This window comes from Streptomyces sp. NBC_01384 (genome assembly GCF_045040035.1).
Classification (GTDB): Bacteria; Actinomycetota; Actinomycetes; order Streptomycetales; family Streptomycetaceae; genus Streptomyces.
This window is the reverse complement of the sequence record NZ_CP109559.1, coordinates 2,558,717-2,575,841: the sequence shown is the minus strand read 5'-3', so window position 1 is coordinate 2,575,841 and position 17,125 is coordinate 2,558,717. Positions and strand designations below refer to the sequence as shown.

Below are 17,125 nucleotides of genomic sequence, written 5' to 3'. Positions count from 1 at the left end.
ACCCCGTAATGTTGTCGGCGTGACCGTGAACGCTAAGCCCAGCGCGAGCGCTGGCAACACCTGGCGAGACCTGCCCGCGGCGCAGCAGCCCGAGTACCCGGATGCTGAGGCTCTGCGCGATGTGATCGCGGACCTCGAATCGTATCCGCCCCTCGTCTTCGCGGGCGAGTGTGACCAGCTGCGCGCCCGGATGGCGTCCGTCGCCAAGGGAGAGGCGTTCCTTCTCCAGGGCGGCGACTGCGCGGAGGCCTTCGACGCCGTGTCGGCCGACCACATCCGCAACAAGCTGAAGACCCTCCTCCAGATGGGCGCCGTGCTCACGTACGCCGCCTCGGTGCCGGTCGTGAAGGTCGGCCGCATCGCGGGCCAGTACTCCAAGCCGCGCTCCAAGCCGACCGAGACCCGCGACGGGGTGACGCTGCCGACCTACCGGGGCGACTCCGTCAACGGCTTCGACTTCACCGAGAAGGCCCGCGTCCCAGACCCCGAGCGGCTGAAGCGGATGTACCACGCCTCCGCCTCCACGCTCAACCTGGTGCGCGCCTTCACCACCGGCGGTTACGCCGACCTGCGCCAGGTGCACGCCTGGAACCAGGACTTTGTGAAGTCCTCCCCTTCCGGGCAGCGCTACGAGCAGCTCGCGCGGGAGATCGACAACGCGATGAACTTCATGCGGGCCTGCGGGACCGACCCGGAGGAGTTCAAGACGGTCGAGTTCTACGCCTCCCACGAGGCGCTGCTCCTCGACTACGAGTCGGCGCTGACCAGGGTCGACTCGCGCACGGGCCATCTGTACGACGTCTCGGGCCACATGGTGTGGATCGGTGAGCGCACCCGCCAGCTGGACGGCGCGCACATCGAGTTCGCCTCGAAGATCCGCAACCCGATCGGGATCAAGCTGGGCCCGACGACGACGGCCGAGGACGCGCTGAAGTACATCGACCGCCTCGACCCGAACTGCGAGCCGGGCCGTCTGACCTTCATCGTGCGGATGGGCGCCGACAAGGTCCGCGACAAGCTCCCCGAGCTGGTCGAGAAGGTCACCGCCTCCGGCGCCACCGTGGCCTGGGTGACCGACCCGATGCACGGCAACACCTTCGAGGCGGCCTCGGGCCACAAGACCCGCCGCTTCGACGACGTGCTCGACGAGGTCAAGGGCTTCTTCGAGGTCCACAAGGGGTTGGGCACGCACCCGGGCGGCATCCACGTCGAGCTCACCGGTGACGACGTCACCGAGTGCGTGGGCGGCGGCGACGAGATCTTCGTCGACGATCTGCACCAGCGCTACGAGACGGCCTGCGACCCGCGCCTGAACCGCAGCCAGTCCCTCGACCTGGCCTTCCTGGTCGCCGAGATGTACCGGGACCAGTAGCAGATCAGCAGGTAGTGCGCCTGTTACAGACAGATGGAGTGGGGCGCGGATCACATACGATCCCCGCCCCACTCCACTTTTACGGTCCCTGCGTGACGGGTAAGGTTAGGTTTGCCTCACCGATCAAGCGGGTCATCGGCCCATCGGTAGGGCACGACCTGTCTTTCCCGCCGGGAGGTGAACCGCGTGTACGTCTGCAGTTGCTTCGGCATCACCGAGCAGCAGGTGAAGAAGCATGCGGAGGACGGCGCCTGCACCCCTCGCCAGATAGCCTCGGCCTCCAAGGCGGGCACGGACTGCGGTTCGTGCGTGCGTCGGATCCAGGCTCTGCTGGGCAGGGGTTCGTGCCCGCGTCGTGAGCTGGCCGACCAGGGCAAGCCGGTTCTCTCCGAGGTTTCCGAGGTCTCCGGACTCTCCGGACTGGGCGAAGCCGCCTAGCTTTCCGGCTGCTCGATGAGCTGTGCGATGTAGAGCGCCTCGCCGAGTTTGTCCACCAGTTCGAGCTGGGTGTCCAGGTAGTCGATGTGGTGCTCCTCGTCCTCGAGGATCGACTCGAAGATGTTCGCGGACGTGATGTCGCCCTTGTTGCGCATTACCTCGATCCCGCGCTTGAGGCGGTCGATCGCCTCGACCTCCACCTGCCGGTCGGCCTGGAACATCTCGGTGAGGGTCTGACCCACCCGGACGTGGAAGAGCCGCTGGTAGTTGGGCAGGCCCTCCAGGAAGAGGATCCGGTCGGTGAGCACCTCCGCGTGCTTCATCTCGTCGAAGGACTCGTGCCGCGTGTACTTCGCGAGCTTCGTCCAGCCGAAGTTCTCCTGCATCTTCGCGTGCAGGAAGTACTGGTTGATCGCGGTCAGCTCGCCGGTCAGCTGCTCGTTGAGGAATTCGATGACCTCGGGGTCGCCCTGCATTGCACAGGCTCCTTCCAAGCGGGGGACTGGGCAGGTTGCGCCGCATCCTCGCATCGGCGTCCCGGAGCGTCCAGTAAGTGCACACTTAGTACGAGTTGCCCGAATTGAAACGGGGCTGGTCATGTGCACTGTCCCGGGTCTGTCAGGATGGAGTCATGGGTCAGCCGGTGGAGCGTGGAACGGGAGAAGCGGCACAGTCGGAGCTTCCGCCGGGGCAGCGACTGCAGCGCGGCTGGCCGGTCACGCACTACGGTCCCGTACCCAAGTTCCGCCCCGAACGCTGGGAGTTCAGGGTCTTCGGCGCCACCGCCGACGGCGAGAAGCACTGCTGGACGCATGAGGAGTTCACGGCCCTGCCGTACACCTCGGTCGTGGCCGATCTGCACTGCGTCACGAAGTTCAGCATGCTCGGGGCCGAATGGGGCGGCATCCCGGCTCGCACGATCCTGGAGATCGCCCCGCCCGCGCCCACCGTCACCCATGTGATGGTCTGGGCGGAGTACGGCTTCAGCTCGAACCTCCGCCTGGCGGACTTCGCCTCCGACCGCGCGATCTTCGCCACCCACAAGGACGGCGAACTCCTCACCGCGGAACACGGCTTCCCGCTCCGCCTCGTCGTCCCCCATCTCTACGCCTGGAAGGGTCCCAAGTGGGTCCGCGGCGTCGAGTACATGACGGCCGACCGCCGCGGCTTCTGGGAGGAGCGCGGCTACCACAACATCGGCGACCCCTGGCGTGAGCAGCGCTACTCCTACCAGGAGGAGCCCGGGGACGGCCCCGAGCTCTGAGTCGCGAGGGCTCAGCGGCGCTACTACGGGCCGTACGCGAGAGTCCCGCATGTTCGACCTGGCGTGTGGGGTACTGAATGTTCGTTCGGTTGTGGCGCTGGTCGGTGTCAGCCGTCCCTGAGTTTCTTCAGGCGCTCCACGTCCGCCGCGTGCCCCTCCTTTCCGCCCGGTGTCTCGATGATCAGGGGTACGCCCACGGTGGCGGGGTGGGTCATCAGCGCGCGGAACGGGTCCTCGCCGATGTGGCCGGAGCCGATGTTCTCGTGGCGGTCCTTGTGGGCGCCGACCACGTCCTTGGAGTCGTTGGCGTGGATCAGCTTGAGCCGGCCCGCGCCGACGGTGTCCACCAGCAGGTCGAGGGTCTGGTGCATCCCGCTCGGCCCGGTCAGGTCGTGCCCCGCAGCGTAGATGTGGCAGGTGTCCAGACAGACGCCCAGCTTCGGGTGGGCGTCCAGCGCCTCGAAGTACGGCCCGAAGTCCCAGGTGCGCGAGCAGAGGGAGGCGCCCTGCCCGGCGGTCGACTCCAGGAGCAGATACGGGTCGTCGTCGTGGGTCAGCTCGTCGAGCAGCGGCAGCAGACGCTCACGGACCTGTGCGAGGGCCACGGAACGCTCCCGGCCCCCGGTGGCGCTCCCCGTGTGCACGACCACACCGAGCGCCCCGATCTCCCGGCCCCGCCGCAGCGAGTGCCGCAGCGACTCCACCGACTTCTCGACCGTCGCCTCGGTGTGCGAGCCGAAGTTGATCAGGTATGGGGCATGGACGTACGCGGGGATCGACTCGGCGGCACAGGCCGCGCGGAACTCCTCGTCCTGCCGGGGATTGCCGGGGGGCGTCGCCCAGCCGCGCGGGTTGGCGACGAAGACCTGGACGGTCTCGGCGCCCATCTCGCGCGCATAGGTCAGGCCGACGGAGTTGAGGCCGCCGGCCACGGGGACATGGCCGCCGACGGGGTTGCGGAGCTGCTTGCTGGTCACGCCCTTCAGGGTGTCACGCGCTTCTGGCTGCCCCGTCGGCGGTCCTCGGAGCAGTGAGGATCTCCGGCTCGGCCCTCGGAATCTCCGGCTCAGCGGATCTCGATGGTGATCGTCGACCCCTTGGGCGCGGTCTGCCCGCCGTCCACCGACTGGCTCTTGACGTGGTCCCCGAAGAGGCCGAGCAGCCCACGGTCCTCGCTGACCTTGAACCCGGCGGCCTCCAGCTTCGTCTTCGCGTCGTCCACGCTGTCGCCCACCACGTCCGGGACCGAGACCATCTCGGGGCCCTTGGAGATCGTCAGCGTGACGGTGTCGCCCCCGGCGGCCTGGCTGCCCGCCTTCGGTGACTGCTCGGCGACCTGACCCTGATCGAACTCCGAATTGACCTGCGTGGAGGCGATCCTCACCTTCAGGCCCGCCTGCTCCAGCTCCGCGGTGGCGTCCGCGACGGACGCGCCCGTGACCTCGGCGACCTCCACCGGGCTGCCCTTGCTGACGGTGAGGGCGATGGCCGAACCGGCGTGCCGCTCCGTGCCCGCTCCCGGATCCGTACGGAGCACAAAGCCCCTGGGCACGTCCTGGCTGAACTCCCGGGTGACCATGCCCGCGGCGAGTCCGTCACCCTTCAGGACCTCCCGCGCCTTGAACAGCGCGAAGCCCTTCAGATCGGGCACCTTCACCGTCTCCGGGCCGTCGGAGATGGTCAGCGCCACGGAGTCGTTGTCCCGGATCCGCGAGCCCGGCGCCGGGTCGCTGCTGATGACGGTGCCGCGCTTCACGGTGTCGCTGTAGGCGTGCTTGACCTGCCCGACGTCGAGACCGGCCGCCTTGATCCGCGCCTTGGCCTGCACCTCGCTCTTCGCCAGCAGCAGCGGGACCTTGGTGAACTGGCCGGAGTTGATGTACCAGACGCCCGCGCCGAGCCCGAGCACCAGCACTATCGCGGCGACGATCGCGAGCATCCCGCGCCGGGGCCGCGAGCCGCGCCGCGACGGTACCGGCGCCCCGGACTCGAACCGGCTCGTCTGTTCGAACCGACTGGTCTGATGGAGCGCGGCGTCGTCCTCGTCGTCCTCGTTCACCGGCAGCAGGCGTGGCACGGACAGCGAGCGCGGTATCACGCTCGTACGGTCGCCCGCGTTGTCGTGGCCCACGGCGAGCGCCTGTGGCGGTACGGCGTCGAGCTGCTCGGCGGTGAGCCCGGCCCGCGCCTGAAGAACCTGGCCGAGCAGCGCCACCGCGTCGTAGGGGCGCCCCTCGGGGTTGCGGGCGGTCGCCGCGGCGACCAGTTCGTCGAGGGCCGAGGCCAGCGCGGGCACGGCGGCCGACGGCGGTGGCACGTCCGCGTGCAGATGCTGGTAGAGCACCTGGGCGGGGGAGTCCCCGGAGTACGGCTTGCCGCCGGTGAGCATCTCGTACAGGACGACCCCGCAGGCGTAGACGTCGACGCGGGTGTCGGCGGTACCGTGCTCGATCTGCTCGGGGGCGAGGTACGACACGGTGCCGAGCACGGCCCCCGTCGTGTTCGTGACGGTGTCCACGGCCCGGACGAGACCGAAGTCGGCCACCTTGACCCGGCCGTCGTCCCCTATCAGGACGTTCTCCGGCTTCATGTCGCGGTGCACGAACCCGGCGCGATGCGCGGCGCCGAGCGCGGCGAGCACCGGCTCCAGGACGTCCAGCGCGGCCCGCGGCTGCAGCGCGCCGCGCTCGCGCAGCACGTCGCGCAGGGTGCACCCGGCGACGTACTCCATGGCCAGATAGACATACGACCCGTCCGCGCCCTGGTCGAAGACCTGCACCACATTGGGGTGCGCGAGCCGGGCCACCGACTTGGCCTCCCGGATGAACCGCTCGACGAACGAGCCGTCGGCGGCCAGCGTCGGGTGCATCACCTTGAGCGCGAGCACACGGTCCAGGCGGGTGTCCAGGGCCCTGTAGACCGTGGCCATCCCGCCGACCGCGATCCGTGCGTCGACGCGATAGCGGCCGTCGAGCACCTGCCCGACAAGCGGGTCCTGAAGGGTCGTATCCACGCAGGCGAGTCTACGAGCCGCCACTGTCACCCCTCACCCTTCCGGCCCATACCGGGCCGGGACTGCAGCGGACCTGTGACGCATCTCGCAAGACATCCCGCACCCGCCGACGGCGAGACCCGCCCACAGGCGACCGCACCTGTAGGCGGGCTGGAAACGGACGGTGCGCGGGCGGGAGGAAAAACCCCGGCGCCGGGCGCCTAAAAAGCAGGCCGCTCAGGATCCAACCGAGCCAGCCCCTCCGCAGGAGAAGACGCGGCGGCGAAGTGCCGCCGAGGAATCCGCCCCGCACGCCAGGCAAGCCGCCCGGCCGCCACGGCGTGTTTCATCCCCTCAGCCATCAGCACCGGCTCCTGCGCCCGAGTGACGGCCGACGCCAGCATCACCCCCGCACACCCCAACTCCATCGCCAACGCCGCGTCCGACGCCGTACCGGCCCCCGCATCCAAAATCACCGGCACGCGCGCGTGCTCCACGATCAGCTGAAAGTTGTGCGGATTCCGGATCCCCAGCCCGGACCCGATCGGCGACCCCAGCGGCATGATCGCCGCGCACCCGACATCCTCCAGCTTCCGCGCGAGCACGGGATCGTCGTTCGTGTACGGCAGCACCGTGAACCCGTCGTCGACCAAGACCTCGGCGGCATCCAGCAACTCGATCGGATCCGGCAGCAGGGTGCGCTCGTCGGCGATGACCTCCAGTTTGACCATCTCGGTACCGAGCGCCTCCCGCGCGAGCCGGGCGGTCAGCACGGCCTCGCCCGCGGTGAAGCACCCCGCGGTGTTCGGCAGCACCCTGATGCCCAGCTTGTCGAGCACGGACAGCACCGAGCCGTGCGCCGCGGGATCGACCCGCCGCATCGCGACCGTCGTCAGCTCCGTGCCGGACGCCACGAGCGACCGTTCCAGGACGTCCAGGCTGGGTGCACCCCCGGTACCCATGATCAGGCGGGACGAGAAGGACGTACCGCCGAGGACAAAGGGATCGTCGGCCATGGGTCAGCCTCCTTGGACGGCGGTGAGGACTTCGACGCGGTCTCCCTCGGAGAGGGACGTGGACGACCACTGCGCGCGCGGGACGACGGTTTCGTTGAGCGCGGCGGCGACTCCGGACGGCGCGACGGTGAGGGTGGCGACGAGCGTGTCGAGGGCGGTGCCGGCGGCGATCAGCCGCCGCTCCCCATTGACGAAGATGTTCATGCGGGCTGCTCCGTGAGCGCCGTGCTGAAGCGCTGGGGGGTGAAGGGGCGTGCCTCGTCCGGCAGTTCTCCGGTGGTCAGGACGTGCGCCATGGCGTCTCCGGTGACGGGCGTGAGCAGGACGCCGTTGCGGTAGTGGCCGGTGGCCAGCAGCAGCCCGTCGAGCCCGGTCGGGCCGAGCAGCGGCGCGTTGTCGGGCGACCCGGGCCGGAGGCCCGCGCGTGTCTCCGTGAGCGGCAGCTCGGTGATCCCGGGAACCAGCTCGTGCGCGTCGCGCAGCAGCTCGTACACCCCGCCCGCCGTCACCGTCGTGTCCCAGCCCAGCTCCTCGCTGGTGGCGCCCACGACGAGCTCACCGTTCTCCCGCGGCACCAGATAGACCTGACTGCCGCGCACGACGGCCCGCACGGTCCGGCTCAGGAAGGGCGCGTACCGCTTCGGCACGGTCAGCCGCAGCACCTGCCCCTTCACGGGGCGCACGGGCGGCAGTACGTCGTCGGGCACGCCCGCGAGCTTCCCGCTGAGGCTCCCGGCGGCGAGCACCACCTGCCCCGCCGTCAGCTGTTCGCCGTCCGTCGTGCCGACGCCGGCGGCCCGGTCCCGTACGACGGTCAGCCGCTCCGCCCACGTCCGGTGGAACTCCACTCCGGCCCGCTCGCACGCCGTGACCAGGGCCTTCGCGAGCCGTCGCGGATCTATCTGGTGGTCGCCGTCGACCCGCAGCCCGCCGCGCACGCCCGGCGCGAGCATCGGCTCCAGACGGCGGCACTCACGTCCGCTGAGCCACTGCGAGTCGAGCCCCGACCGGCGTTGCAGGGCGTGCAGTTCGCGCAGATGGGCGCGGTCGTCGGCGTCCAGCGCGACGGCCAGTGTGCCGCACCGGCGGTAGCCGAGGTCCTGGCCGCTCGCCTCGCTGAGCTCGGCGGCGAAGTCGGGATAGCGCCGCGCGGAGGCGAGGTTCAGGCCCAGCAGGGTCTGCTCGCCGTAGTGCAGCTCGGTGACGGCGGCGAGCATTCCGGCGGCCACTCGCGCCGCCCCGCACCCCGGCTCGGGGTCCACGACCGTGACGGTGAACCCGCGCTGCGCGGCCCGCCACGCCGTGACGAGCCCGATGATCCCGCCCCCGATGACAAGGACATCTGATGTACGTGTATCCGATGTGCGTGCAGGTGCAGGTGCAGGTGTACGTGTAGGCGACATGGGCGTCCAGCCCCTCCCTTCGCCGGCATGACCCGGATCAGGTTCGTACGGTCGGAGGCCGCCAGCCTCCCTCTCAGCCCGGTGCGTCCGGGCTCCCGCGAGTGCTTTAACTTGGCCACCCTAGCCCGCTGCCGTATGCCTCAGTAAGGGAGCCTCCGTCCATGGCGCGTTCGCTCGACGGCCGCCTCGTCCTCGCGCCGGTCACGGCGAGATCTGGGCCGAGTACGCGGGCGGGGACGTCGTACGCGGGCACCTCGCCGGGACACGGGAGGGCAGCGGGACGAGCCTTGTGGAAGAGCTCACTGAGCACGTCCCCTGACTGACAGATTGTCAGTTGTCTATGGTGATCAGGTGAGCGAGCAGACGCAGGCACAGGCACAGCGGCAGGCGCAGTCGCAGTCGCAGTCGCAGGGGCGTACGGCACGGCGGGTCGTCATCGTCGGCGCGGGCATGGCCGGCGTACAGACCGCGGTCGCCCTGCGCGAACAGGGCTTCACCGGGGACGTGACGCTGATCGGCGCCGAGCCGCACCAGCCGTACGACCGGCCGCCACTGTCCAAGGCGGTGCTGCTCGGCACGGCCGAGGGCTCCGCCTTCGACATCGACTTCGAGGCTCTCGGCATCGAACTGCGGCTCGGCTGCGAGGCGCTGGGCGTGCGCCCCGGGGACCATGAGCTGGACACCGAGGCCGGGCCGGTGCCGTACGACGTCCTGGTCCTCGCCACCGGCGCGGAACCGATCCAGTTGCCGGGCGCGCAGGGCGTCCCCGGCGTCCATCTCCTGCGCACCCTGGACGATGCCGAGCGGCTGCGCCCCGTGCTGGCCCGGCAGCACGACATCGTGGTCGTCGGGGCGGGCTGGATCGGCGCGGAGTTCGCCACGGCGGCGCGCGAGGCCGGGTGCGCGGTGACGGTCGTCGAGGCCGCCGACCGGCCGCTGGCCGGGGCGCTGCCCGCTGAGGTGGCCGCGCCGATGACCGCCTGGTACACGGACAGCGGGGCCTCCTTGCGCACCCACGCGCGCGTGGAGCGCGTCGAGCCGGGCGCGGTGGTGCTGGACGACGGCTCCCGGGTGCCCGCGGGCGCCGTCGTCGTCGGTGTCGGCGCGCGCCCCGCCACCGCCTGGCTGGCCGGCTCCGGCATCGAGCTCGGCGCCCACCAGGAGGTGGTCGCCGACAACCACCTGCGCACTTCCGTGCCGGACATCTACGCGGTCGGCGACTGCGCCTCCTTCCCCTCGGGCCGGTACGAGGAGCGCCTCCTCGTCCACCACTGGGACAACGCCCTCCAGGGGCCGCGCACGGTGGCGGCGAACATCATCGGCGAGGTCCCGGTGGCGTACGACCCGGTCCCGTACTTCTGGTCCGAGCAGTTCGGCCGGTTCGTCCAGTACGTCGGCCACCACGCGCTCGCCGACACGACCGTCTGGCGTGGCGACCCCTCGGGCGCGGCCTGGACGGTCTGCTGGCTCCGCGAGTCCCGCCTCGTCGCCCTTCTCGCCGTGGGCCGTCCCCGCGACCTGGCCCAGGGCCGCCGCCTGATCGAGGCGGGCATGCCGATGAACGCGGAGATCCTCTCGGACCCGTCCCGCCCGCTGAAGGACGCCATGGCATAGCCGCCTCCGCCTCAACCGCCGAGGGCCTCCACCGGTCGGCCCTCTGGAGCCGGAGATCTCCCTTCCGCCGCCACGGCGAGCCGCCGGATGGCCGATTCCGGCCGTGCCGGGCCCGGCGGAGCCCGGGTTTGCCGCTGCGGCGCGTCGCACGGCGGCGGATTTCGGCGGCGCCGAGCGGCGGTCGGCCCCGGTCGGCTCCGGTCACCGAAGGTGGAACCGGTTCGGCGGAACGGGTCCGGCACAGCCGGAAAATCCCCTTTTTGTCACGGTAGTGGGGCACCTGGCGGTGGAGTCCGACGGCGTTGTGGGGCCGCAATCGTGGTCGAGGCTCCGCCCGATCCGTGGGGTTCGGACCGCTCCCCGGCGGACACTCGGGTACCGAGTGTCAGTCCGGGATGGCAGGCTTGTCCCGTGACCGAGATTGACGCAAAGATCGATGCTCTCGTCCCCGCCTGGCTCACCCTCCCCGACATCGCCGAACAGCTCGGCGTCGAGGTGACCCGCGTCCGGCAGCTGGTCAAGGAGGGCCAGCTGATCGCCGTACGCCGTGGTGAGAACCGCGCGCTGCACGTCCCCGCCGACTTCATCGACGGGAACGAGCAGAAGGTCGTCAAGGGCCTGGCCGGCACCTTGACGCTCCTGCGGGACGACGGCTTCACCGACGAAGAGATGCTCGAGTGGCTCTTCACCCCCGACGCGACCCTGCCCGGCACCCCCGCGCAGGCTCTGAGCGAGAATCGCGGCACGGAGGTGAAGCGCCGCGCCCAGGCGCTCGCCGTCTGATCCGACGAACCGTCCGGCGTACGGACCACGGCCGGCCCCGGACCACCCCGGCCGCCGCGGTCCGTACGCACCGCACCACGACCGTGCGCCGCGTACCACGACGGTGCGCAGCACCACGTCCGTACGCACCGCACCACGGGGGACATCCGCATGCCCGAGAACGCCGCCCGCGCCCAGCTCGCCGACGCCCGTGTCTACCTCTGCACGGACGCACGCAAGCGCCAGGGCGACCTCCCGGAGTTCCTGGACGCGGTCCTGGCGGGCGGCGTCGACATCGTGCAGTTGCGTGACAAGGGCATGGAGGCGGCCGAGGAGCTGGAGCACCTCGAGGTCTTCGCGGACGCCTGCGCCCGCCACGGCAAGCTCCTCGCGGTCAACGACCGCGCGGACGTCGCCCACGCGTCCGGCGCCGACGTACTCCATCTGGGCCAGGGCGACCTCCCGGTCCCCGCGGCCCGCGCGATCCTCGGCGACGAGGTCCTGATCGGCCGTTCCACCCACGCCGAGTCCGAGGCCGCGGCCGCCGCCGTCCAGGACGGCGTGGACTACTTCTGCACCGGCCCCTGCTGGCCCACCCCCACCAAGCCCGGCCGCCACGCCCCCGGCCTCGACCTGGTCCGCTACACGGCCTCCCTCGGCACCGACCGCCCCTGGTTCGCCATAGGCGGCATCGACCTCGGCAACCTCGACCAGGTGCTGGAGGCCGGCGCCCGCCGTGTCGTGGTCGTGCGGGCGATCACCGAGGCGGACGACCCCGAAGCCGCGGCCGAAGAGTTCGCGAAGCGACTGCGCCAGGCGTAGCGGCGTCCGCGCCACGCGTAGGCGTCCGGCGATGGTCCGATCGGCCGTTCGATCCGCCGTCCGACTGGTTGTCCCACTGGTGTCCGAAGGGTGGACAAGAAATCGACAAGTCGGACAATTTGTGTCGGTTTGGTTGGGGGACCGCCTCCCCCTGGCTAACCTGCGGGTATGGCCCTCGGATCTGCTTCCACCAGGACTGATCGCGCACGCACTGTGCGTGACATGCTCGCGACCGGTAAGGCGACCTATTCGTTCGAGTTCTCCGCGCCGAAGACTCCCAAGGGCGAGCGGAACCTGTGGAACGCCCTGCGCAGGGTCGAGGCCGTCGCGCCCGACTTCGTCTCCGTGACCTATGGAGCCGGCGGCTCCACCCGTGCGGGCACGGTCAAGGAGACCGAGCAGATCGTCGCCGACACGACGCTCACCCCGGTCGCCCACCTCACCGCGGTCAACCACTCCATCGCCGAACTGCGCAACATCATCGGCCAGTACGCGGACGCCGGCATCCGGAACATGCTCGCGGTCCGCGGCGACCCGCCCGGCGACCCCATGGGTGAGTGGGTCCCGCACCCCCAGGGCCTGGCCTACGCCGCCGAACTCGTCCGACTCATCAAGGAGTCGGGCGACTTCTGCGTAGGCGTCGCCGCCTTCCCCGAGATGCACCCACGCTCCGCGGACTGGGATGTGGACGTCGCGCACTTCGTCGACAAGTGCCGGGCCGGCGCGGACTACGCGATCACGCAGATGTTCTTCCAGCCCGAGTCGTACCTGCGCCTGCGCGACCGCGTCGAGGCGGCCGGCTGCGCGACCCCGGTCATTCCGGAAGTCATGCCGGTGACAAGTGTGAAGATGCTGGAACGACTTCCGAAACTCAGCAACGCTTCGTTCCCGGACGTCCTGAAAGAGCGGATCCTCACAGCCAAAGACGATCCGGCGGCTGTACGCTCCATTGGCATCGAGTTCGCGACGGAGTTCTGCGCGAGGCTGCTGGACGAGGGCGTCCCCGGACTGCACTTCATCACGCTCAACAACTCCACGGCGACCCTGGAAATCTACGAGAATCTGGGCCTGCACCACCCGCAGCGGGCCTAGACCGGTCGCACCCACGTACGACACACTGCGTAGCGGCCACTGGGAGAGGGGCGTACATGGGCTGGACGGTCCTCTATATCGCTTTCGGCATCGTCGCGCTGTGGCTGCTCGGCGAGGTCCTGTTGCAGTACAAGGCGCGGCTGCGCTGGCGCCTGCTCGCCTTCGTCGGCTTCCTCGGCGTGGTTTTCGGTGTGCTGATGGCCTCCGTGGTGGTCATCGGGCTGGGCGCGGCCGCCTTCGCGGTCGGCCAGACGTACGTCACGCTGTCGTTCCGCCGCGGCTTCTCGGCCGGCTGGGCCGTGGGCAACCGTCAGGGCGCCGACGAGGCCGCGGGCAAGGGCTTGGGCAAGAGCAAGCGCCGCCGCGGTGAGCCGGACCGCCAGGACCCGATGCTGGAGGGCTCCGACCCCGAAGCGGCCGAGGGAGCCGGGGCCGCCGAGGGAATGGCCGAAGGAATGGCCCGAGGCGCAACGTATCCGCAGGACGACGACTACGCCCGCGAGGACGACGTGTTCTCGCCCGCCCACTCCGACCGGTTCATGCCGCCCGGCTCCGCCGACCCCACGGCCGCCGAGACCACCGCCGTGTACGAGCCCCAGCCCCTGCCCGAGGACACCGGCTCGTACGGCGTCTACAACAACCCCGCCTACGCGCAGCCCGGCACCGACCAGGCCTACGCCGCCGCGGCCCAGTCCCAGGACCAGCAGGCATACGCCTACGGCGGCTACTCCGGCTACGACCAGCAGCAGTACGCCTACGACAACGGCCAGCAGCAGTACGCCGCCTACTCCGACCCGTACATCGGCACGCAGACCTACAGCGGCGCCTCGTACGACACCACCTACGGCGGCGGTGACCAGCAGCAGTACACGCAGCAGGGCTACGGCCAGGACCAGTACGCCACCGGCGGTTACGGCGGTGAGACCCCGGCCGGCGGTGTCTGGGTCCCGCAGCAGCGCAGCACCGACGAGCAGTACGGCGGCGAACTCCCGCCGGAGCAGCCGTATCCGTACCAGGGCAACACCAACGGCAACGCCAACGGCGCCGGGTTCGACGAGCAGTACCGCTACTGAGAGGTGCCGCCCCGGGGTCCGTGGGCGGCCTTCAGTGCACCGGCGCGCTCACTGCGAGCCCCGGAATTCCGGTCCCTCCACGATGAGTCCGGCCACGAGTGCGCCCGACATGCCCGCGTGCGGGAGGCCGCCGCCGGGGTGCGCCCAGCCGCCGACCGCGAACAGCCCCGGCATACGGGTGCCGTTCGACGGGTGCAGCAGTCGGCCGTCCGCCGCGGCGAGCGCCGGTGCGGGGACGGCGCCGCCTGCCGCGCCGGTCTCCTCCGCGATGTCCCATGGGGTGCGGACTTCCTGCCAGAGGATGCGGTCGCGCAGACCCGGTATCGCGAGCTCGGCACGGGCGACCAGATTTTCGGCCTGGACGGTGAAAACATCACGCGCAGCCCAGTCCGGGACGTCGCGGTACGCGGGCATCGTGGCGGTCAGGGTGACCGACTCGTGTTCGCTGTCCGGCGCCAGGTTGGCGTCTCCCGGTCTGAGCACGGTGACCGTGGGCTGCGCCGAACCCATCGGGGCGTTGCTGTCATCGAACAAGCCCTCCAACTCCTCGGCACGGTCCGCCGAGTGCACCACCGTCCGGTGTGCCACCGCCTCGGGCCGCCCCCCGCGCAGCGCCAGTAGCACGGTCAGCCGGCTGGGGGCCCCGCGTCGCGGCGCGACCTCGCCGCCGCCCCGCAGCGCCGTCCCGGGAACGAGGCCGTCCAGCACCTCGGGCGCGACACCGGCGACCACGAAGTCCGCGTCCGCGATCTGCCCGTCGGCGAGTTCCACACCGGCGGCCCGTCCGTCCTTCTCGACGATCCGCTCGACCGAGGCCCCGAAGCGGAACTCCACCCTGCGGGCGACACACCGCTCATACACCGCGCGCGCCAACTCCCGTATGCCGCCGCGCACATACCAGGTGCCGAAGGCATGCTCCATGTACGGCAGCACGGCCGCGCTCGCCGGGGTGACGCGCGGATCGAGCCCGTACGCGAGGGCGTGGCTCTCCAACAGCGCCGTGAGGCGCGCATCGCGCAGCTCCCAGGCGCCGACCTCGGCGAGGGTGCCGGCGTGGCGGGTGCGCAGCAGCTTCTTGTGCGGCACCGACGGGTAGGGCTCGCGCTCGGCGAGCACCGACCAGTTCGGCCACAGCGGCTCTTCCAGGAGGGGCCGACGGGTGCGGTCCCAGGCCTCACGCGCCCGCACCAGGAAGTCGCCCCACCGCTCGCCGGCGCCCGCCCCGAGCGCCTCGTCGAGGGCGGTGACGACCCCCGCGCGTGAGGCGTTCGGCAGCGCGACCTCCGTGCCGTCGGCGAAGACATGGCGCGACGAGGGGTCCACCTGGACCAGCTCGACGCATGCCTCCAGCGGCTCCTTGCCCGTCTTGACGAACAGATCGCGGTAGACCGCGGGCAGCGGGAGCAGCCCCGGGCCCGTGTCGAACGTGAAGCCGTCGCGCTCGAAGCGGCGCACCGCCCCGCCGTACGTCGCCGCGCGCTCGTAGACCACCACCCGGTGGCCCGCGACGGCCAGCCGGGCGGCGGCCGCCATGGCGCCCATCCCGGCGCCGATCACCGCAATCCGTCCCATGCCCGCGACTTTATCGGCCGCCACTGACAGCGCGGCCCGCGGAGCTCAGTCGGGCGGCTGACCGACCCGCCTGGCCAGCCGTTTCTCCTCCCGGTGCTGGGCCCTGCGGCGCAGGAACCGGCGGATTCGGGAGATCAGGAAGAAGAGCGCCAGCAGCCCCGCGAGCAGCAGCACACCCGCGATGATCGCCGCGGCTTCGGGGTGGAACATCGCGAAGGTCAGGATTCCGGCGACCCCGAGATCCTCGGTGGTACTCATGACGAAGTTGCTGAACGGCTCCGGCGAGGTGTTGATCGCCATCCGTGTCCCGGCCTTGACCGTGTGGCTCGCCAGCGCCGTCGAACCGCCGATCGCCCCCGCCGCCAGGTCGGAGAGCGAGCCGCTCTGCCCGGCCAGCAGCGCGCCGACCCATGCGCCCGCCACCGGCCGGATCACGGTGTGCACCGAGTCCCACACCGAGTCCACGTACGGGATCTTGTCGGCGACCGCCTCGCAGAGGAAGAGAACGCCCGCTGTGACCAGGATCTCAGGGCGCTGCAGGGACTCGGGAACGTCGTCGCTCAGACCGGTCGCGCCGAAGATGCCGAGGAGCAGCACCACCGCGTACGCGTTGATGCCACTGGCCCAGCCGCTGGTGAAGACCAGGGGGAGTACGGACACGGACGCGATCGTAACCAGTTGGCGACGGTGCGTCCTGGGCATGAGTGCGCAGGACTGAGTATCCGTACCTAGTGAGTGAGATGAGTACGCGCGCGGATGGGGCCCGACCTGCGCGAACGAGAGAGTGGAGGCACGGAAGGGGGCGCGGCTCCGGTACCGCCGACACGGGGCGGCGGAACGGTTCTCGCGCCCTTGGCCGCTCCTTCCGCCGGCTTTGTCGGCGGGAGCGAGGCACGGGGGAACCCGGGGAACGACCGAACGGGGGCCCAACGGGGGAGTACGGGGGAAGCAACGGGGGAGCACGGCGAAGCGCCGGTTCGAGGTGGCCCGCGGGGGACGCGGCCAGACCGAACCGGCGCTTTCGTGTTCCGTGCTCCGCAAGGGGTACGGGCAACTGCGCGACCGGTCGCTAACGGTTGCCGCTCACCCGTCCTTGGAGCAGCCGCGACAGCGCCGCGTGGACATCGTCCAGAGACCGTTCCGGCTGGAAGGCCTGCCAGTCCAGGGCGGCCACCAGGACCATCCCGACCAGCGCGGCGGCCGTCAGCGGAATGTCGATCTCGTCGCTGAGCTCGCCGTTCGCCACCCCCTCGCGCAGCACGCCCTCGACGACCGCGACCGCCTCCTGCCGGACCACCATGAGCGTGGACTGCCAGGCCCGGTTGGTGCGCCACAGCTCGGCCACGTACAGCTGGGTGAAGGCCGGGTAGCGGTCGATGAAGACGAGCCCGGCGCGGATCATCGCGTCCAGCGCGTCGACCCTGGTCCCGCCCTCCCGCTCGGTCTTCTCCGCCGCCTCCCGCAGGGACGCGGTGAGGAGTCCCACGCCGTGCCGCAACAGCTCTTCGAAGAGGACGGACTTGCTCGCGAAGTTGTAGTAGACCGTGCCCTTCGCGACCCCGGCCCGTTCGGCGATCTCGTCCACGGTGGTGGCGGAGAAACCTTGTTCCGCGATGAGTGTGACGGCCGCCTCGTAGAGCTTCTGCCGGGTCGCCTCGCGGCGACCGCCGCCTGCCGTGGTGCTGCTGCTTTCCATGGCCCTGAT

17 protein-coding genes and 1 riboswitch are annotated in these 17,125 nt (G+C 70.7%); of the genes, 8 read left to right on the top strand and 9 right to left on the bottom strand.

All coding sequences use genetic code 11. From position 1 onward, the window contains the following. Positions 1-19: 19 nt before the first annotated feature. Entirely contained in the window at positions 20-1,372 is a 1,353-nt protein-coding gene (locus OG747_RS11595) for a class II 3-deoxy-7-phosphoheptulonate synthase (RefSeq protein WP_405879233.1), read from the top strand. 177 nt (positions 1,373-1,549) lie between these two features. Further along, positions 1,550-1,810: a bacterioferritin-associated ferredoxin gene (locus OG747_RS11590; RefSeq protein ID WP_405879232.1), complete on the top strand. Its 261-nt coding sequence runs from the start codon at positions 1,550-1,552 to the stop codon at positions 1,808-1,810. On the opposite strand, the gene bfr is transcribed toward OG747_RS11590, so the two are convergent. Further along, complete coding sequence (gene bfr, locus OG747_RS11585; protein ID WP_405879231.1) at positions 1,807-2,286, bottom strand: bacterioferritin; 480 nt, start codon at positions 2,284-2,286, stop codon at positions 1,807-1,809. The two genes, OG747_RS11590 and bfr, sit on opposite strands and share 4 nt — an antisense overlap. A gap of 155 nt (positions 2,287-2,441) precedes the next feature. On the opposite strand from bfr, the gene OG747_RS11580 reads away from it, so the two are divergent. Next, entirely contained in the window at positions 2,442-3,074 is a 633-nt protein-coding gene (locus OG747_RS11580; RefSeq protein ID WP_405879230.1) for a sulfite oxidase-like oxidoreductase, read from the top strand. Positions 3,075-3,181: 107 nt separating this feature from the next. Here the strand turns inward: OG747_RS11580 and OG747_RS11575 are convergent, their stop codons facing one another. The 5 genes from OG747_RS11575 to thiO all read right to left on the bottom strand — a co-directional run bounded on the left by OG747_RS11575 (position 3,182) and on the right by thiO (position 8,485). After that, positions 3,182-4,051: a deoxyribonuclease IV gene (locus OG747_RS11575; protein ID WP_405879229.1), complete on the bottom strand. Its 870-nt coding sequence runs from the start codon at positions 4,049-4,051 to the stop codon at positions 3,182-3,184. A gap of 89 nt (positions 4,052-4,140) precedes the next feature. Further along, positions 4,141-6,087, bottom strand: coding sequence for a Stk1 family PASTA domain-containing Ser/Thr kinase (gene pknB, locus OG747_RS11570; RefSeq protein ID WP_405879228.1), 1,947 nt, complete (start codon positions 6,085-6,087; stop codon positions 4,141-4,143). A gap of 200 nt (positions 6,088-6,287) precedes the next feature. Further along, positions 6,288-7,082, bottom strand: a complete 795-nt coding sequence (locus tag OG747_RS11565) for a thiazole synthase (RefSeq protein ID WP_405879227.1) — start codon at positions 7,080-7,082, stop codon at positions 6,288-6,290. Positions 7,083-7,085: 3 nt separating this feature from the next. Further along, the gene (gene thiS / locus OG747_RS11560) at positions 7,086-7,286 is read right to left on the bottom strand and encodes a sulfur carrier protein ThiS (protein WP_405879226.1); all 201 of its coding nucleotides are present in this window, start codon (positions 7,284-7,286) and stop codon (positions 7,086-7,088) included. Then, the gene (gene thiO / locus OG747_RS11555) at positions 7,283-8,485 is read right to left on the bottom strand and encodes a glycine oxidase ThiO (RefSeq protein ID WP_405879225.1); all 1,203 of its coding nucleotides are present in this window, start codon (positions 8,483-8,485) and stop codon (positions 7,283-7,285) included. The genes thiS and thiO overlap by 4 nt, the downstream gene beginning before the upstream one ends. After that, a riboswitch (TPP riboswitch) is annotated at positions 8,483-8,594 on the bottom strand. Its footprint overlaps the gene before it by 3 nt. Before the next feature lie 341 nt (positions 8,595-8,935). Between thiO and OG747_RS11550 the strand changes: the two genes are divergently transcribed. The 5 genes from OG747_RS11550 to OG747_RS11530 all read left to right on the top strand — a co-directional run bounded on the left by OG747_RS11550 (position 8,936) and on the right by OG747_RS11530 (position 13,848). Further along, positions 8,936-10,099, top strand: a complete 1,164-nt coding sequence (locus OG747_RS11550; RefSeq protein WP_405885508.1) for an NAD(P)/FAD-dependent oxidoreductase — start codon at positions 8,936-8,938, stop codon at positions 10,097-10,099. 411 nt (positions 10,100-10,510) lie between these two features. Continuing rightward, complete coding sequence (locus OG747_RS11545) at positions 10,511-10,882, top strand: Rv2175c family DNA-binding protein (protein ID WP_405879224.1); 372 nt, start codon at positions 10,511-10,513, stop codon at positions 10,880-10,882. Between the two features lie 150 nt (positions 10,883-11,032). After that, positions 11,033-11,683 (top strand): thiamine phosphate synthase, encoded by a 651-nt coding sequence (thiE, locus tag OG747_RS11540; RefSeq protein ID WP_405879223.1) that lies wholly within the window; start codon positions 11,033-11,035, stop codon positions 11,681-11,683. Positions 11,684-11,851: 168 nt separating this feature from the next. After that, positions 11,852-12,775 (top strand): methylenetetrahydrofolate reductase [NAD(P)H], encoded by a 924-nt coding sequence (metF, locus tag OG747_RS11535; RefSeq protein WP_405879221.1) that lies wholly within the window; start codon positions 11,852-11,854, stop codon positions 12,773-12,775. 56 nt (positions 12,776-12,831) lie between these two features. After that, on the top strand, positions 12,832-13,848 hold the full coding sequence (locus tag OG747_RS11530) for a hypothetical protein (RefSeq protein WP_405879220.1): 1,017 nt from the start codon (positions 12,832-12,834) through the stop codon (positions 13,846-13,848). Between the two features lie 48 nt (positions 13,849-13,896). Here OG747_RS11530 and OG747_RS11525 read toward each other — a convergent pair whose 3' ends face one another. The 3 genes from OG747_RS11525 to OG747_RS11515 all read right to left on the bottom strand — a co-directional run bounded on the left by OG747_RS11525 (position 13,897) and on the right by OG747_RS11515 (position 17,116). Continuing rightward, positions 13,897-15,420, bottom strand: coding sequence for a phytoene desaturase family protein (locus OG747_RS11525; protein ID WP_405879219.1), 1,524 nt, complete (start codon positions 15,418-15,420; stop codon positions 13,897-13,899). A 45-nt stretch (positions 15,421-15,465) separates the two neighbouring features. After that, positions 15,466-16,080 carry a DUF4126 domain-containing protein gene (locus OG747_RS11520; RefSeq protein ID WP_405879218.1) on the bottom strand — a complete coding sequence of 205 codons (615 nt, stop codon included), beginning with the start codon at positions 16,078-16,080 and terminating at the stop codon, positions 15,466-15,468. Positions 16,081-16,489: 409 nt separating this feature from the next. Continuing rightward, positions 16,490-17,116, bottom strand: coding sequence for a TetR/AcrR family transcriptional regulator (locus OG747_RS11515; RefSeq protein ID WP_405879217.1), 627 nt, complete (start codon positions 17,114-17,116; stop codon positions 16,490-16,492). Positions 17,117-17,125 lie beyond the last annotated feature (9 nt).

What these genes read in the sequence shown, in the direction of transcription:
- OG747_RS11515 (WP_405879217.1), bottom strand. Translation starts at nt 17,116, where the DNA reads ATGGAAAGCAGCAGCACCACGGCAGGCGGCGGTCGCCGCGAGGCGACC.
- OG747_RS11530 (WP_405879220.1), top strand. Translation starts at nt 12,832, where the DNA reads ATGGGCTGGACGGTCCTCTATATCGCTTTCGGCATCGTCGCGCTGTGG.
- OG747_RS11565 (WP_405879227.1), bottom strand. Translation starts at nt 7,082, where the DNA reads ATGGCCGACGATCCCTTTGTCCTCGGCGGTACGTCCTTCTCGTCCCGC.
- thiO (WP_405879225.1), bottom strand. Translation starts at nt 8,485, where the DNA reads ATGTCGCCTACACGTACACCTGCACCTGCACCTGCACGCACATCGGAT.
- OG747_RS11550 (WP_405885508.1), top strand. Translation starts at nt 8,936, where the DNA reads ATGGCCGGCGTACAGACCGCGGTCGCCCTGCGCGAACAGGGCTTCACC.
- thiS (WP_405879226.1), bottom strand. Translation starts at nt 7,286, where the DNA reads ATGAACATCTTCGTCAATGGGGAGCGGCGGCTGATCGCCGCCGGCACC.
- metF (WP_405879221.1), top strand. Translation starts at nt 11,852, where the DNA reads ATGGCCCTCGGATCTGCTTCCACCAGGACTGATCGCGCACGCACTGTG.
- OG747_RS11525 (WP_405879219.1), bottom strand. Translation starts at nt 15,420, where the DNA reads ATGGGACGGATTGCGGTGATCGGCGCCGGGATGGGCGCCATGGCGGCC.
- OG747_RS11580 (WP_405879230.1), top strand. Translation starts at nt 2,442, where the DNA reads ATGGGTCAGCCGGTGGAGCGTGGAACGGGAGAAGCGGCACAGTCGGAG.
- thiE (WP_405879223.1), top strand. Translation starts at nt 11,033, where the DNA reads ATGCCCGAGAACGCCGCCCGCGCCCAGCTCGCCGACGCCCGTGTCTAC.
- bfr (WP_405879231.1), bottom strand. Translation starts at nt 2,286, where the DNA reads ATGCAGGGCGACCCCGAGGTCATCGAATTCCTCAACGAGCAGCTGACC.